General features: G+C 63.1%; 15 protein-coding genes. 7 read left to right on the forward strand and 8 right to left on the reverse strand.

Translation table 11 applies throughout. The annotated features are described in order from the left end of the window. Positions 1-481 precede the first annotated feature (481 nt). A complete protein-coding gene (locus tag LJD17_RS02515; RefSeq protein ID WP_227382450.1) occupies positions 482-1,477 on the reverse strand; it encodes a phasin family protein in 996 nt (331 codons plus the stop codon). Between the two features lie 572 nt (positions 1,478-2,049). On the opposite strand from LJD17_RS02515, the gene LJD17_RS02520 reads away from it, so the two are divergent. The 6 genes from LJD17_RS02520 to LJD17_RS02545 all read left to right on the forward strand — a co-directional run bounded on the left by LJD17_RS02520 (position 2,050) and on the right by LJD17_RS02545 (position 10,475). Then, positions 2,050-2,754 (forward strand): hypothetical protein, encoded by a 705-nt coding sequence (locus LJD17_RS02520; protein ID WP_227382452.1) that lies wholly within the window; start codon positions 2,050-2,052, stop codon positions 2,752-2,754. 120 nt (positions 2,755-2,874) lie between these two features. Beyond that, positions 2,875-5,697, forward strand: coding sequence for an SH3 domain-containing protein (locus tag LJD17_RS02525; RefSeq protein WP_227382454.1), 2,823 nt, complete (start codon positions 2,875-2,877; stop codon positions 5,695-5,697). Between the two features lie 453 nt (positions 5,698-6,150). Then, positions 6,151-6,582 carry a hypothetical protein gene (locus tag LJD17_RS02530; RefSeq protein WP_227382456.1) on the forward strand — a complete coding sequence of 144 codons (432 nt, stop codon included), beginning with the start codon at positions 6,151-6,153 and terminating at the stop codon, positions 6,580-6,582. Between the two features lie 29 nt (positions 6,583-6,611). Then, positions 6,612-9,029 (forward strand): DUF3141 domain-containing protein, encoded by a 2,418-nt coding sequence (locus LJD17_RS02535; RefSeq protein WP_227382459.1) that lies wholly within the window; start codon positions 6,612-6,614, stop codon positions 9,027-9,029. Beyond that, positions 9,026-9,832, forward strand: coding sequence for an enoyl-ACP reductase FabI (gene fabI, locus LJD17_RS02540; RefSeq protein ID WP_227382461.1), 807 nt, complete (start codon positions 9,026-9,028; stop codon positions 9,830-9,832). The genes LJD17_RS02535 and fabI overlap by 4 nt, the downstream gene beginning before the upstream one ends. A 301-nt stretch (positions 9,833-10,133) precedes the next feature. After that, on the forward strand, positions 10,134-10,475 hold the full coding sequence (locus tag LJD17_RS02545) for a phasin family protein (RefSeq protein ID WP_227382462.1): 342 nt from the start codon (positions 10,134-10,136) through the stop codon (positions 10,473-10,475). A gap of 341 nt (positions 10,476-10,816) precedes the next feature. Here the strand turns inward: LJD17_RS02545 and LJD17_RS02550 are convergent, their stop codons facing one another. The 5 genes from LJD17_RS02550 to LJD17_RS02570 all read right to left on the reverse strand — a co-directional run bounded on the left by LJD17_RS02550 (position 10,817) and on the right by LJD17_RS02570 (position 13,688). Further along, entirely contained in the window at positions 10,817-11,074 is a 258-nt protein-coding gene (locus tag LJD17_RS02550; RefSeq protein WP_227382463.1) for a hypothetical protein, read from the reverse strand. Between the two features lie 164 nt (positions 11,075-11,238). Next, positions 11,239-11,784 carry a GNAT family N-acetyltransferase gene (locus LJD17_RS02555; RefSeq protein ID WP_227382465.1) on the reverse strand — a complete coding sequence of 182 codons (546 nt, stop codon included), beginning with the start codon at positions 11,782-11,784 and terminating at the stop codon, positions 11,239-11,241. Between the two features lie 92 nt (positions 11,785-11,876). After that, a complete protein-coding gene (locus LJD17_RS02560) occupies positions 11,877-12,320 on the reverse strand; it encodes a hypothetical protein (protein ID WP_227382467.1) in 444 nt (147 codons plus the stop codon). A gap of 150 nt (positions 12,321-12,470) precedes the next feature. After that, a complete protein-coding gene (locus tag LJD17_RS02565; RefSeq protein WP_227382469.1) occupies positions 12,471-12,752 on the reverse strand; it encodes a hypothetical protein in 282 nt (93 codons plus the stop codon). A 414-nt stretch (positions 12,753-13,166) separates the two neighbouring features. Then, positions 13,167-13,688 carry a hypothetical protein gene (locus LJD17_RS02570; RefSeq protein WP_227382471.1) on the reverse strand — a complete coding sequence of 174 codons (522 nt, stop codon included), beginning with the start codon at positions 13,686-13,688 and terminating at the stop codon, positions 13,167-13,169. Positions 13,689-13,928: 240 nt separating this feature from the next. Between LJD17_RS02570 and LJD17_RS02575 the strand changes: the two genes are divergently transcribed. After that, positions 13,929-14,612: a hypothetical protein gene (locus tag LJD17_RS02575; RefSeq protein WP_227382472.1), complete on the forward strand. Its 684-nt coding sequence runs from the start codon at positions 13,929-13,931 to the stop codon at positions 14,610-14,612. 154 nt (positions 14,613-14,766) lie between these two features. Here LJD17_RS02575 and LJD17_RS02580 read toward each other — a convergent pair whose 3' ends face one another. After that, positions 14,767-15,171, reverse strand: coding sequence for a nuclear transport factor 2 family protein (locus LJD17_RS02580; protein WP_227382474.1), 405 nt, complete (start codon positions 15,169-15,171; stop codon positions 14,767-14,769). Next, on the reverse strand, positions 15,168-16,265 hold the full coding sequence (locus LJD17_RS02585; protein WP_227382476.1) for an SDR family oxidoreductase: 1,098 nt from the start codon (positions 16,263-16,265) through the stop codon (positions 15,168-15,170). The genes LJD17_RS02580 and LJD17_RS02585 overlap by 4 nt, the downstream gene beginning before the upstream one ends. Between the last annotated feature and the right edge of the window lie 14 nt (positions 16,266-16,279).

Here is a 16,279-nt window from a genome sequence, read left to right on the forward strand (position 1 = left end):
CCATCGTTGCGGATCCCCGGTGACTGGGTTGCTTGCGACGAGACATAGTTCGGCGCTTGAGAGACAGTCGGGGAGCTTGAGACGCAACCTGTCAGCACAAGACTTGCAACAAGCGTGGTGATGATCGTCCGCATGGTATCTCCTTGATCTGCGGCTGGATAAGCGAGCGCTTCACGACGTCGGAGCGACGCCGATACGCCTCACGAGCGGAAGCCCAAGGATTGCTAGCTTCCTCGGCATCGGGCTGAATTGTGGGGCTGATCACCCCCTTCTACATCTCAGTCTCCCGACCATTCCAACGACTGCCAGCTTAGCCACAGAATCGCGTCCTGCTTGATGGCTTAAGACTCTTACTTGCCAGTTTGGGACAGTGGGAGCTGCTATCAGACCCCGATCCGATCCATGCGAGGGTGCCCTCGGCCTCGAAGCCAAGGGCCCGTTGATGTGGAAGCAACAGGATATGATTCAGGATCTGGAGCCGTTATGCCACGCGGCTAACCCCCTGAACCGTTTTATCCGGCTGAACGGTCATGGTTCTCGTGGCCTCGTCCGCCATCTGAATCGTGAGTTCGGCCATGCGCCGGCTGTTCTCTACCGTCTGCTCCAGGTTGTCGCGGACCAGGCCGCTTTGGACCGCAACCAAGTCCTGCAGCGATCGGCAGCGAGCGAGGGCGTCCAGCCCATCGAGGTTCCGTTGCAAGCGCCTTTGGCTCAGCTCGAACGCTTCGCGCGAAATATCCTGAAACCTGTGTGCCAGGGTCGTGCCAGCTTGAGCTGCGGCCCGAAGGTTCTGCGACGCCTCCTCAGTTAATCCCAAAGCGTCTCCATCGATGAGGCTGAGCCCCGGTGTTGCTTGGCCGGCGGAGCGCCGGGTCAACTCCGAGAATACGTTGAAGCTGCGCTCCAGTGCTTCCTGCATGGTGCGGGCCGTGGTTTGGAACCCTTCCATGCCGGCCCACAGAGTGACGGCTGTGTCTTCTGTGACCCGCTGAGCGGCTTCGACCCGCTCGCGGGTGCGTTGGGCCTCGGCCCTCTTGGTCTGTTCCATTGCTGCCATTTTATCCTCGACTTTCTCGGCGACGGCCTCAGCTTCCTCTTCGCTCAAGACCTTGAGCACAGCGGGAAGCAGTTCCTTCCGGTCGTCCCGGATGTGCTGCTGGAATATGCGCCTGAGCTCGCTCACCCGACCGAGAAATTCGCTGCTGTCCTTGGGCATGCGCTCAAGCTCCGCCATGAGCGCACCTGTGGCCTCGTTGTCGTTGGTGGCCTCTTGTACAAGGTCCTGCATCCCATGCCGGCGCAGCACTGGGAAGAGATGCTCCTCCTGGAGGGCTGCCAGCAGCGTGAGCTCGTCTTTCAGGTTGGCGAGGAGGCGCTCACGGGTTCTGACCGCATTGTCGGATGTGGCGGACAGTTTGTCGAAGAGTTCGTTCGCCTTGTCCGGTGGCGTCATGCTGAATCGTCTGGTGGCTGACATCGTCCCTCCTGAGCCGTGACAATTGGGTTTGAGGTGTTTGGAACGCGATCACGCGGCATCAACATTCGGATAGTTTGGCTAAGGTTGTCCCGCCCTCCTGGCCTGTGGGAACGCCGTTACGTTGTGCTGCTCCCAAGCGGCGAGCTCCCGTGACGTCCGGTGCTGCCGCTCCGTTGATGCCCATAATCCATGTTAATTCTTGATTTGTGTTCATTGTTCGTCAAACGGCGGAGGCCCTGCTTCCATGCGGTGTTCCTGTCGGCCGGAGGCTTGATCGCAGCGAGAGTTGCAGCCGCCCCTCATCCACGGAGCGGCTGGCACGATGTCCAAATCGCCCTGACCCAGCGCCGATAAGACACGAACCGCATCAAGGGCAGCAGGAATCAGTCCGCCTACAATCGGCTTTTCCGGCCACGGACAAAGCAGGCATTGAGATGGCGATGGTCCTTCGTCTCAAAATGCCAAGTGCTTGTCCCAGTCGATCAAGCACGTTCTCCTAACAGGATCACGATGGTCTGCCGATGACTGTCTGTCTCGTGCTGTGCACTTGGCAGAAAAAGAGGAGGAAGGCGATGAACAAGCTTCTCCTGGCTCTGGGCGTTGTTGCGGCGAGCACTCTCCTTATTCCGGATGTTGCCGAGGCCCAGCGCGGCGGCCGCGGTGGAGGTGGGTTCGGCGGAGGTGGGGGCTTCCGCGGTGGAGGCGGCTTCGGCGGAGGCGGGGGCTTCCGCGGTGGAGGTGGCTTTGGCGGCGGCTCAAGGATGTACATTCAGCGGGGCGGTATGGGCGGCTCCCGAGTTGGGATGGGGGCGGGAGGCTTCCGGGGCGGCGCAATTGCCGCGTGGCCCGGCGCACCGGGCCGTGTGGCCGGCATCGGTCCCGGAACAGGAGGCTTTCGCCAAGCTGCAATCAACAACCCTGGCCGCTTCGGCAATAGTGGTGACTGGCGCGGTCGGTATCCGTACTACGGCGGACGCTACGGGTACTATGGTGGGCGGTACCCCTATTATGGCCGCTATTACGGGCGCTACCCGTATTACGGGAATTACTATGGTGGCTGGGGATTGGGTCTGGCCACGGGCGCGCTGGTCGGAGCGGCAGCCACGTACCCGTACTACAACTATCCGTACTCCACGTACCAGACGCCGGTGGCATCGGCCGACGGTGGATATTGCGTGACCCCAGTCCGAACCTGCGGCTTGACCAATTCGGCCCCACTTGGGACTGGATGTTCCTGCCGGGTCTCAGGCGGCCGCGCCCGCGGCACCGTACAGTGAGCCCTGATGAAAGAGGTGTCGGGGCAGATCTTCGACGCGGCCGGTCCGGAGGGTTTGAACCGTAGAGACTTCCCGGCACCGGGACTGTCCCGATGTCGGGCGTTGCAGGAGACACCTCCGATGCGCCAGGCCATTGCGGTCGCACTTGTTTCGATCATCGCTACAACGTCGGCACTCGCCGCATCAGGCGTGACCACCTCCAGCGTCAACTTCCGCTCGGGGCCAGGCACGAACTTCGCATCCATCCGGACACTTCCGGAAGGCACCGTTGTCGACATGGGCGAGTGCGAGGGCTCGGGCAGCTGGTGCGCCGTGACCGTCGAGGGGCGGCGCGGCTTCGTGAGCGGACGCTATCTGAAGGAAAGCCAGGATCCGGAGGGCTGGCCGCGTGCCTACGAGGTCGGCGAAGGCCGGATGGTGCTGTTCCAGCCGCAATTCACCGAATGGAGCAACTTCAAGACCATCGAGGCCTTGGTGGCAGCCCAATACCTGAGAAAGCCCGATGCCAATCCAGTCTTCGGTGTGATCGGGCTCAAGGGCACGACGTCCTATGACGAGGATGCCGGCGAGGTCGTCATCACTGACATCACGGTCACCGAGTTGAACTTCTCCGGCCTCGACCGCGACGACTTGAAGGCGCTCGCGATGGAAACCGGCAAGATTCTGCCGACCGGCCCGATCACCGTGGCCGAAGCACGCGTGACTGCAAGCCTCGCCGCGCAGAAGCGCATGACCGACGTGAATGGACTCAAGGCGGATCCGCCGCGGATCCTTGTCTCGACGGTGCCGGCGATCCTGCTCCAGACCGATGGCGAGGCTGCCGTTGCGCCCGTCAAGGGCAAGGCAGGCCTTTTCTTCGTGGTCAATACGAACTGGGATCTCTTCCGGGTCGACGAGGGGGGCGCCCTTTACCTGCGCGACGACACGCACTGGCTCACGGCACCAGCCATCACGGGTACATGGACGGCTGTCACCGAGTTGCCGACTCTGCTGCGCGACTTACCGGACGACAGCAACTGGGCCGATGCCCGTGGCGCCGTACCGCCGGAACCGTACCCAGAGGGTAAGGCACCTAAGGTCATCGCCACCGATGTCCCCACCGAGATGCTCCTGTTCACCGGGCAGCCCGCGCTCCAGGACGTGCCCAGGACTTCGCTCCAGTGGGCCACGAACACCGAGTTGGATGTTTTCTTCCACAAGGCTGAGAAGCAATGGTACGTGCTCCTGTCGGGCCGCTGGTTCCGTGCAACCTCACTGGAGGGACCGTGGACATTTGCCACGCCTGATCTGCCCACAGATTTCCAGAACCTTCCCGAGGATGCGCCCTATTCCGCGGTGCGTGCATCCGTGCCCGGTACATCGGAGGCCGCGGAGGCGCGGCTGAAGGCCAGCATCCCGACCACGGCCCGGGTTGAGACGGGCTCGATCACGCCGACGGTGGCCTATGCGGGCGAGGCCCAGTTCGCGCCCATCGAGACGACTGATCTCGCCTACGCGACCAATACGACCAACACAGTGATCAAGGTCGGTGAGCAATACTTCCTGCTCCAGGACGGTGTCTGGTTCATGGCTGACGACCCGAACGGCCCGTGGCAGCTCGCGCGCTCGGTGCCGGACGCCATCTACGCCATCCCGCCGTCCTCGCCGGTCTACAACGTCACCTACGTGCACGTGTACGACACCGAGCCTGATGCGGTCTTGTACGGCTACACCATGGGCTACCTGTACGGTTACCCAGCTTGGGGCACCTACGTCTACGGGACCGGCTGGTATTATCCACCCTACTGGTACCGCTGGCCTGGTTATGCCTACCCGATCTACTACCCACGGCCGGTTACCTGGGGCCTTGCCGCCTACTACAATCCGATTCGGGGAACGTTCGGCCGATATGGCTATGGGTATGGCCCGTACAGAGGCGTCGCGGGAGCGCGGACCTGGAATCCCGTCACTGGCACTTATGGCCGTGCCGGCGCGGCTTGGGGGCCGCGCGGTTCGGCCGGCTTCGTCGGAGCCTACAATCCGCGAACGGATGCCGGCGGTTTCGTGGCCGGCGGCCGCAACGTCTATGGCGCGTGGAAGTCGGCTGGGGTCAGGCGCGGATCCGAGTGGGCCCGGGCGACCGCGCGAGACACCGCCACCGGCGGCTCGTCACTGCGCTGGAACACGTCGAACGGGCAGGGCTTCATCCGTGAAGGACGGCGTGGCGACATCTACGCGGGCCGGGACGGCAACGTCTATCGGAACACCGGTGACAGTTGGCAGCGCTGGGACGGCGGCTGGCAGGATATGCAGCGGCCGGAACGCGAAAACCTGCTCCAACGAGGCGAGGGACGGGAAGGCCTCTCGCCAGAAGGGCGGGAGCGGCTGCAAGAGCGTGGTGTTGGGGAGCGCCTAGGGCAACTCACGGGAGCGGGCGCGGCCGGTGCCGCGGGCCCCGCGCTCGGCCAGCGGTTGGCCACTGATGGTGAGCAGACTCGCCGCGATCACACCGAAAGGGGTACGGGCCGGACGCAGGAGCGGGCGGCACAACGTCCAGCCGGTGAGCGTCAGGCGCAGCAACGTCCCCAAGCCCAGCAGCGTCCGACGACAGGATCCCGCTCACCGGGGCGGGAGCGGACGGCGGCCCAAGGACGGCCAGCATCTCAGCAACGTCCCGCCTCACAGCAGCGCCCGGCGGCCAAACCTCGTCCCGCGGCACAGAGACCTGCGCCGCGTCCGGTAGTCAACCAACAACTACCCTCGAATCTGATGCGGGACGCCCAAGCCCGAAGCCTTGGAAACCAGCGTCAGCTCGCCAGCCGGCAGGCCTTTCGGCCACCGTCAGCACAGTTCTCCCGGTCGCCAGCGTCCTTTGCCCCTCAGCGCAGCTTCGGAGGAGGCCGCAGCTTTGGAGGCGGAGGAGGACGGGGAGGCTTTGGAGGTCGTGGAGGCGGTCGCCGCTGAGCGATCAGAAGCAGAACAGGCAAGCAACCCTTCATGGCATGATCGGGCTCCCGTCAGGTTCAGCCAAGGAAGCGCCACGATTGCCCTTCCGGCCGGTAAACCGGATCTCAGGGGCATCGGTGCCGATCCTATGCTGCGCTCAATATTAGAGGAGTGGATCAGGTAACTCAAAGGTGGGGCCGGCTCCGAGTTCAGGGACGATACTCGGTGGCAGGAAGCGGAGCATAATGTTCCTCCGGACTGCCAGGACGGGCTCGTTAGGCGCACGGCAGTCCAAAACTGTCAATACAATGGCCCAAGGGGTCAAGCAGCAAGGTTCGAGGAGATCATACTAGCTCCGGCAAACAGGCCGAGCGGCTGCGGACCCGAGCGTATGTCCCGCTTCCTCCGCCCCCTTCTGTCACCCGGCGGCCAATGGCGCCAATCCATCGCTTGCACAACAGAGAGGCCATCATGACGGCTGCGGTTCCTGTCCATGACATGTCTCAGCAGACCCTGCGACGGCATGACAAGTACGACCGGCTGATCGCGGCGGCCCAGTCCCTTCCAAAGCTGAAGGTGGCCGTGGCGCACCCGTGCGATTCAGCCTCGCTGGCCGCGGTGTTCGAGGCGATCGGACTGGGCCTGATCGAGCCGATTCTCGTGGGGCCTGAGAGCAAGATAGAGGCCGCCGCAGAGGCGCTCGGTCAGGATGTTGCTCAGGTCCGGATCGTCGACGCGCCGCACAGCCACGCTGCGGTCGATGAAGCCGTCAATCTTGTGCGAGCGGGTCAAGCCGAGGCGCTGATGAAGGGCAGCCTGCACACGGACGAACTCATGGGCGCCATTGTTCGTCGTGAGGGGACTGCGCACTGCGTGCCGAAGTGGAGTGAAACCAAGCACTAGATCCAACCATGCAGGCGAGGATGGCTCCGATGCCGCGAAACGACCAGACGACTAAAGCCGACCAGCGTGGCCTGGAGGAGAGACTGACCGAACTCGGCCGCGTCCAGACGAAGGTCACGGAGGTATACCAGGAGCGCTACGCCAAGGCCGTGCAGCGCTACCTTGATGCGGTGAAGGCCGCGAGCGAGCCCCTGCGGGACGGTTCGGTTCGCTCTGCATCACCGTTGGATCTTTGGCGCGATGCGAGCACCTATTGGCTCGACTTCACGCAACGCTCGATTTTGTTCTGGGACACCCTGCGCCAGCGCGGCAACAACTGGCTGGAGCATGAGAAGGCTGGCAAACCTCCGCTGCTGGACTTCGAGTGGGAGATGGTGGCGGACGCCCGCACCTTCGAGCGGCCCGTCAACTACGCCCTCGTGCGCATCATCCCGCCTGACGGCATCGAGACCGACCCGGAACGGCGTCCCTTCGTGATCATCGATCCGCGGGCCGGCCACGGTCCCGGCATCGGTGGGTTCAAGCAGGATTCGCAGGTCGGGGTGGCGCTCAAGGTAGGGCATCCGGTCTACTTCGTGATCTTCTTCCCCGAACCGCTGCCCGGACAGACCCTGGCGGACGTCTCTCATGCCGAGGCCAAGTTCCTTCGCATTGTCGGTGAGCGCCATCCAAAGACCCGCAAGCCGGTGGTGATCGGCAATTGCCAGGGCGGCTGGGCCTCTATGCTCGTCGGCGCTCTTGAGCCGGACCTCGTCGGGCCCATCGTCATCAATGGAGCGCCGATGTCGTACTGGGCCGGCAACGACGGCGAGAACCCGATGCGCTATGCCGGCGGCATGCTCGGCGGCGCCTGGCCTGCGCTCCTGGCGAGCGATCTCGGCGCCGGCAAGTTCGATGGGGCCTATCTCGTAGAGAACTTCGAGTATCTCAATCCGGCCAATACCTACTTCGACAAGTATTACACGCTCTTCTCGAAGATCGACACCGAGCCGGAGCGCTTCCTGGAATTCGAGCGCTGGTGGGGCGGCTTCTTCCTGATGGACCGGCAGGAGATCCGGTGGATCGTCGAGAACCTTTTCGTCGGCAACAACCTCGCGGACGGCGACGCCGAGTGGTCCGAGGGGCGCGCCTTCGACCTGCGGGCGATCCAATCACCGATCATCATATTCGCATCACTCGGCGACAACATCACGCCTCCGCAGCAGGCCTTCAACTGGGTCGCCGATCTCTATCCAACCACGGAAGCCCTGAAGGCGAACGGTCAGGTCATTGTCGGCCTGATGCACAAGAGCGTCGGCCACCTCGGCATCTTCGTTTCTGGCGCAGTCGCCAAGCGCGAGCACAGCCAGATAGTAGATCTGATCGAGTACATCGAGCACCTGCCGCCGGGCCTCTACGGCATGCAAGTCGAGGAGCAGAAGACAAACGGAAGCGTGCGCTATGACGTGATGCTATCCGAGCGGCGGATCGAGGATCTTCACACCCTGCAGAAGTATGCTCGAAAGGACGAGGCACCGTTCAAGGCGGTCGAGACCGCCTCCGAGGCGCTTGCATCCGCCTATGATACATTCGTCCATCCGTTCGTCGCAGCAACGGTGACGCCCACCGGCGCGGCCGTGCGACGGGCCATGCATCCCCAGAGGGCGCAGCGCTGGGCGGTGTCCGACCTCAATCCCTTCCTATGGCCGCTCAAGGGTATGGCCGACCTGGCGAGGGCAAACCGAGCGTCGCGCGACGATGATGGCCCGACGGCTATGATCGAGCGTTGGACAGCCGCCATGACCTCCGCCTCGCTGGACCTTTATCGCGATCTGCGCGATGCGGCGGTAGAGAACACCTTCTTCCGCACTTACGGTCCGGCCGGCATTGGCATGGCTGCGAGGGAGAGGGAGGCTGTTGCGGATGAGCCCATCGACGCGCGGAACACTCCCCTGGTGAAGGAGGCACTGTCACGCATCGACGAGGGCGACGGGACGAAAGCCATGGTCCGGACGGCGCTCTTGTTGATGAAGGCCGGTACCGGCCGGCGCAGGCTCTCGACCATGAAACGGGCGCGCGAGCTCGTCGGACAGGAGATTGGCCTCCTGGATATGTCGGTGGAGGACGCGCGCGGGATCATCCGCGAGCAGTCCTATATCGTCGACTTCGAGCCGGTGAAGGCGCTCACGGCACTTCCAAAGCTCCTGCGGACCCCCGCGGACCGGCGCAAGCTTCTCGATCTGCTCGACCGTGTCGAGGGTCGGATCGAAGCCAACGACAAGCAGATCACCTTGCTCGGCGAGATCCGGCGCCTCCTTGCCGAGCAGGACGCAGGCGGCAAGGCAAAAGCCGAGCACATCACGGTGACACGGGCGGACAACGTGACGGAAGTCCATCCTGAGGCGGCGAACAAGCCGGGATCCGCCCGTCCCGCCCGCGACACGCGACGCACGAGGCCAAACTCATGAATGACCGACCGACCGACCGGACCCAAACCGCCATCCAATCGAAAATTCTGCACGGCAAGCGGGCTCTCGTCATTGGCATCGCCAACGAGCATTCGATAGCCTATGGCTGCGCCCGAGTCTTCCGCCAGCTCGGGGCTGATCTCGCTGTCACCTATCTCAATGAGAAAGCTCGGTCCTATGTCGAGCCCCTCGCCAAGGAGCTTGGGGCCTCGATCTTTGCACCTTGCGACGTGGCTCAGAACGGTCAGCTCGAGGCTGTTTTCCAACAGATCCGCGAGACCTGGGGCAGCCTCGACATCGCGCTGCATTCCATCGCCTTCGCTCCGAAGGAGGACCTGCAGGGACGACTTGTCGATAGCACGGACGAAGGTTTCAAGGTGGCGATGGATATCTCCTGTCATTCCTTCATCCGCATGGCGCGGCTCGCCGAGCCCCTGATGCCCGAGGGTGGGACGCTCCTGGCAATGAGTTATCACGGCGCCACCAAGGTGGTGCCGAACTACAACCTGATGGGCCCGGTGAAGGCGGCGCTGGAGAGTGCCGTGCGCTATCTCGCTTATGAGCTTGGCGACAAGCACATCCGAGTCCATGCCGTGTCGCCCGGACCGCTGAAGACGCGGGCGGCTTCTGGCCTGAAGGATTTCGATGTCCTTCTCACCGAGGCCATTGAGCGGGCCCCCATCGGCGAACTCGTCGACATCGACGATGTCGGCCTCACGGCCGCGTACCTGACGACGCCGTTCGCCCGGCGGCTGACCGGCACGACGACCTATGTCGACGGCGGGCTCAGCATCATGGCATGAGGTCGGCCTCGTGTGAGCGCACCAGGGAGGTCCAGATGGCTTCCAGTCCCCTGTCGCTGCCCGAGCGCACTGGCGTTGCGGCGTTTTCTCTTCCTCGGCAAGCGCCGATTGGGCACAGGCGCCCGATCAGCCATCATCGGCGCCTGCTCGGCCTGCGCATCCGGGCGCTGCTATACCCCATCCAAGACTCTCGTGCTCGGCGGGCACTGAGATCGATCGGGGCTGTCTTTGCCCTTCTCCACCCGGAGCAGGCAAGGGGGCGTTCAGGCTGAAGAAGGATTTTGTTCAAGGAGGATGATCCATGACCACCACACCGAAGAGTTCAGGAACATCGGACATGCTGCGCAGCGGTGCCGTGTTTGCAATGTCAGGTGACAGCAACCGCATCTTGGCGAACGCCACGGAAACGTGGTTCGCTGCAGCCACCGAATGCCAGCGCGAGATGATGAACTTCGTGTCCATGCGCCTTGGGAAGGACGCTGAGACCACCCGCAAGATGATGGGCTGCAGGAATCTCGGGGACGCGACGGCCATCCAATCCCGCTGGATCGAGGAAGCCCTGCGCGACTACAATTCCGAGATCACCAAGCTGATGAGTATCAGCACCAAATCCATCAAGGATGGAAGTGGTAGCGGGCGCTGACAGCCTTCGCAAGGCGGCGGGCCGGGAGGCGTTGGCTGAGTGCGACCAAACGGTTTCGGCCATGGCAGCTAGCATCAGGCGGACCGGACTGAGAACCATACTCGGCGCTTGAACTCGAGCAGGACCACGTGGACCTGCACAATAGTCAGAACATCCATTGGTGCTCTCGTCGGCGGGAGAGGAGACCGCCTTTTGGGTCTCCTCCCATGGCTCGCGGTTCGATCTCGCTGCCGCACGTGATGGCCGCCTGTGACGGAACGTTGCAGGTCCTCATGGTGCTTGGGATCGGGTGCCTGTCCCGGACGAGTGCTGCCGAATGAGAAGGCAAACCGCTGACCAAGTCAGCGTCGGCCAACGCGGTTGACCGGGCCGCCACGGTTCATCGGGGTGCCGGGGCGGATCCCAACGCCTGCGGCACCGACACCAGGGGTCACTACAGCCCGACGGGCCACGGGGGCCACCGGGCGCGCGACGCAGCCCTTCGGTACGCCCACCGTCTTGCAGTAGACGACCGCATCGGCAGGACCTGAGCCCGTGAGAAGAGCAGCGAATGCGGCCAGCGCCAGACCGGCGCAGGACAACGATCCAATGTTGGCCATGGTGATCCTCCATGCAAAGGTTACGTCGGCACCGGCCAACCGGCACGGATCCATCGTGCCACCTGCATCGGTGGTTTGCTTGATGGCTTAGGACAGTCGCTTGTCAGTTTGGGACGAACATCACCAGGCCAAGAGTGATAGGTGCCGCAACGGACAGGTCTGGATCACGCCAGTTGCAATACGACATGGATGGCGTCGGGCCCCTGCCGCGTTGTGGTCACGAGCCCGCTCGTGCCGAAGACCTTCATCATGGCGGTGTTCCCTGGCAGGACGTCGGCGACCAGTTCCCTGAGGCCACTGTGGTGGGCGAGGGCCACGAGGTGGCGCATCAGGGCCGTCCCGATTCCTTGTCCTTGGTGGGCGTCGTCCACGGCGAAAGCCACTTCGGCCTGGCCCGGCTGCCCGATGATATAGCGGCTCCCGCCGACAATCACCGACTGGCCGTCCTCGTTCAGCTGCGCGACCAGCGCGACGTGGTTCACGAAATCGACGTTGACGTAAAAATTGATCTCCTGATCGGTGAAGCCGCGCTTGAAGCCAAAGAAGCGGCGGTAGAGGGATTTGTCGCTGGTCCGGCCGACGGCGGCGAGCAGACCAGCCCGGTCCTCCGGCCGGAGAGCGCGGATCTCGACCGTGCGCCCATCACGCAAGGTCTCGGTGGCTGAGTAGTCCCTCGCCCGCAATGCCGTCTCCCTGTCTCCTGGCGTCAATCACGAGGTGGCTGTCCACCACCTCCTACAGAACCTGCGGGAAGTGATGTCACGGCTCATGCGGCAGAGACGCGGCACGTCCTCACATGTCCTCACCAGTACCGGCGGTACCCCACGCGTGGCCCAAGGTACCGTGCGCCGTAGTAGCCCCGGTATCCACCATAATAGCGCGGCCCATAGTAACGAGGACCGTAGTAGACGCGCCGCGGATAGATGCGTGGGCCGTAATAGACCGGGCGCGGATAGTAGTAGGCGGGGCGAGGGTAATAATAGCTCGGCCATGGGCCGTAACCGTAGGCGGGATAGCCGTACCCATACCCATACCCATAGGCGGGGGCCGTGGCGGCCGCAGTGATCAGGCCCCCGAGGATCGCCCCGCCGATCAGCCCAGCCGCGACGGCGCCACCGCCGCCCCAGCCGCCATGGCGGTAGTACCCGCCATAGCCCCAGCCACCACGCCAATACTGTGCGTTTGCTGTTCCGACGCTGCCGGTCAGGATCAACGCGGCCGCGGCGAGTGTTGCGAGTCTTTTCATGTCAGCCTCCAAAAAGGCCTGGGTCACCCCCTGTTGTCTTCGACGCGCCTCCAAACCTGTGCCGCTTCGGTTAGCGGTCGTGCATGGCGACAAGTTCGGCCACGCAGGCGGGACGCTCCCTGTTCTCGGTTTCGATAGGCCCTCCGTGGGCTACCCGCCTGCGCAGCCGCGAGCCGTCCGGCGATAGGTACCGGATGCGGCTCGCTCCGCTTCTGGGTGACGTCGATCCCGTCGTTCACTCCAACCTCCGTTCGAACTGCCGCTGTGATCTGGCCGATTTGATACGGTACCGGCCGAGCTCAAACCGATTTCCTGAGCCTCCCCGGCGGCGGAATCGTCCGCCAACGTCGCATTGACCGGCAAGGTCAGATCCAGCAAAGCCGCCGCGAAGAGAGTCTGCCGGCTTTCGAGCGGATTCAAGGATGCCACCATCGTTTTCCCCTTGCGGCTCTTCGGGGATCGCCTGTGGAAGGGCCTCTCCTGGCCGAGACCCAGATGGGCCCGCGACCGGGGTGGCGATGATCTCCCACTGCACGGCAGGACCAAAGTAACTTCAGCTGGGTAGCCATGCTTGATCGCTTGGGACAATGCTTTGACAGTTTTGGCCATGGCTTTGCCCATGCTGGGCGCCCAAGTCCCCGATGGGGAAGCCCTGAGCGAGGTGCCTGTTGCACGGCGAAAGTGGGACGGCATCCCGCTCCGGTCACGTTCCGCCTTACCCTCAAGGCGGAATGCTGCGTTGAAGTAGACCGCCGTGGAGCTGGGCGTGGTGATCCGTTAGGGCGGTCGGTTCCACCGCTTCAACGACATGTTGCCGAAGCCAGATGTCGCTCCTTCGCCGTCCATTCAACGCCGAAGCAGGGTGAGATCCGTTGTGGCTCGGACAGGACCGTTCACCCCGATGCGATCCGTGACAACAATGCGAAAGCTGTCCGGGCCGAGGCTTGCGACTTTCATCTGGGCTGTCGTGTCTCCATAGAGAGGCTTTGGCCACTCAATCGTCAGGTCGAAGTCCGCCGCAGCCTGCTGGCCCGTGAGATGGGCGGTTCCGACCCGCGAGCCTGTATAGGTGCCATTGACCCGGCCGGACCGGGGATCCCACGCGAGATAGGCGCTGATGGATCGTGAGACGATCAGATAGGCCTCGCACATGCCCTGAAGAGACAGACCTGTCGCTCCCTGTTGCAGGATGGTGAAGCGGCAGCGGACTGGGTGAGAGTCGGCATTCGGTCCCTCTACGATGGTGCCAGCCCCCAAGAAGGTACCGGCGTAGCGCTCAAGGAGGGTGGGGTCTGCATCCGCATTCCCAGCCAGAAGGCTGAGCAGTGGGATGACGCTCCAAGGCAACCGGCGGGAATGGCACTCCATTGGTCCACCCCTTTGCTCATGGGCCGGATGACCCGACCGGCCTGACCGCGATTATGCCCTATGGCGGCCGATGTGAGAATGCCCTCTGAGCCCGTCTAGCCACAGGAGACGGGGCACCGGTCCGGGCAAGCGTATTGCCGACGCGGCGAGTGCACCAAACGCGATGCTGCCTCTTCACTGACCGCTTACGCTGACGATACCATCGAGCGCATGGGCGAGCTCAAGGCCAGGAGGTCGGCGATGCCACAGGACGAGACCCTCATGTACTCGCATCTGAGGACGCCACGGGCGGCCGCAGTGGCCGGCATCGTGTTTTCCATCCTTCTGTCCGCCATCTTCTGGGTCTTCCGGAGCGCAGTTCCGGCCGATCCGCTGGACCCCGGAACCTGGCTGGCTGACGACTCCCGGTCCGTAGCGCTCGCGCTGAACCTCATTCCCTTCGCGGGCATCGCTTTCCTGTGGTTCATTGGCGTGCTGCGCGACCGTGTCGGGCAGAGTGAGGATCGTTTCTTCGCGACAGTGTTTCTGGGCAGCGGCCTGTTGTTCTTGGCCGTCCTGTTCGTCGCTGCGACCATCGTTGGCGCCCTGCTGCTCATCGCACCTTCCGTCGAGATGACCGGGACGGGTCCCGCGCCGACGTTCCGCTTCGGGCGCGCGGTCGCCTACATCCTGTTTAACGTCTATGCGATCAAGATGGCCGGCGTGTTCATGATCTCGACATCCACGGTTGTGATCTATACCGGGATCGCTCCCCGGTGGATGGCTGCGATCGGCTATGTGTTGGCGGCGCTTGTGCTTCTCGGCAGCTTTTATCTCAACTGGAGCATCATGGTCCTGCCGGCCTGGGTGTTGCTGATTAGCGTGCATATCCTGATCGACAACATGCGCAGGAGACAGAGCTGCCCCGGCGACGATAGAGACTAATCTCGGAACACCATTGGGATGCGGAAGGCCAGAGCCCGTTCGTCGTTCGATGCGCCGGGACCGACCCCAAACACCCGGTCCTCAAAAGATGACGCTCCGGGTTTCCGCCATCGCGACCCAGCACCCGAGGCATGGCACGGTCCCGGGGCTTCGACTAACGGATGGCAGTGGCGTGCGACCAGACGACCATCCACTGTCCATCACGGTCCTCATAGGTGTCGGTGTGCCAGTAGTCACTGAGGGGGATCTTGTGCCCGCCGAAGACAACTTCGAGCTGAGCACGATACCGGAGAACTGCAGCCCCGTCGTAGAGGCGCACGGCAATGTCGGCTGGCTGCCATGTCAGGTACTTGAGATGCCCGGAGGCGATGGCGCCCATATAGTCTTCCTTTGAAAGAGCCGCCCCGATCGGCGTTATCGATTGGAAGTCTGGGGCGTGGAACTGTCGTGCCTGATCAAGATCAGCGCTGACCAGGGCGCGAAGCCTGGCCCTTTCCGTGTTTCGGAGAAGGTCAGCTTCACTGGTTGGTGAGGCTCTGCCCATGGTTGGGATTGTCATGTGGGTTCTCCATTGGAGTAGGTGAGCCAAGTGTACTGGTCGGTCCTCTCGACAGGAATCAATCCCAGGTCGATGAGGCTTTGTGCGCTGGCCCGTATACACTCGTCGTCCGGGCGTGAGCTCCAGTTCAGAATACGCCTTGCTTTCGCTGCGCTGACGCTCAGATCGCGGTTGAGTTCGTGAACGATCGACCGTGCATGGGGATCGGACGCCGCCATGGCCCTTACGGTCTCGTCGGAGATTTCACAGGTCGGCAGTCGGGAGGCATGCGCGGGAAAGGAGCGCCGAAGAACGGCCACCAACTCCTTGAGCCAGAAAAATCGGCCGCCGATGATGAAACGTTGGCCGCGAGCCGCTGGATGCGTCATCGCTCGAATGTGGGCGTCCGCGGTGTCGCGGACATCCACAACCGAAAAACCGAAGCGCGGGATGCCCTCGAAGCGCCCTGTCATCAGGTGGTGGATCAAACCAACGGACGTCCCAAAGCTCGTGCCCAGCAACGGGCCCAGAATCACGCTCGGATTGATGACGGCGAGGTCGAGCCCGACTTCCCGCGCAAAGGCCCATGCAGCCCGCTCGGTCACCGTCTTCGACTTGTAATAAGGCGTCGCACGTGGGCTCGACGGGTCGGTCCAATTCTCTTCCGTGAAAGGCGCCTGGCCGTCGCCGTGGTTTGTGGCCGCCACCGAAGACGTCATGACCACCCGCTTGACCTGCCCTTCATGGGCCGCGTGGAGCACCCTCAATGCACCATCATGGGCTGTTCGGATCAGCTCATGCTCATTCTCCGGAAATCCTGGAGGGAAGGGGGACGCCGTGTGAATGACGTATCGGCAATCTTTCACAGCAGCAGCCCAGCCGTCATCACAGTCGAGATCGGCCTGCACGAAGCTGAGGTTCTTCGCAGCGTCGCTACGAGCATAGGACCCAAGTTCGTCACGCACTGCGTCGCTTTTGCTGATGTGCCGCAAGCTTCCTCGTACCCGATACCCTCGTTCAAGCAATTGCAGAGCAATATGGCCAGCGAGAAATCCGCTGATGCCTGTCACCAGGACTGTTAAGTCCCTGGGATCGTCATCCAGTGCAACGGTCATCAGCGCTCCTTTCG

Source organism: Microvirga rosea (assembly GCF_020595095.1).
Classification (GTDB): domain Bacteria; phylum Pseudomonadota; class Alphaproteobacteria; order Rhizobiales; family Beijerinckiaceae; genus Microvirga; species Microvirga rosea.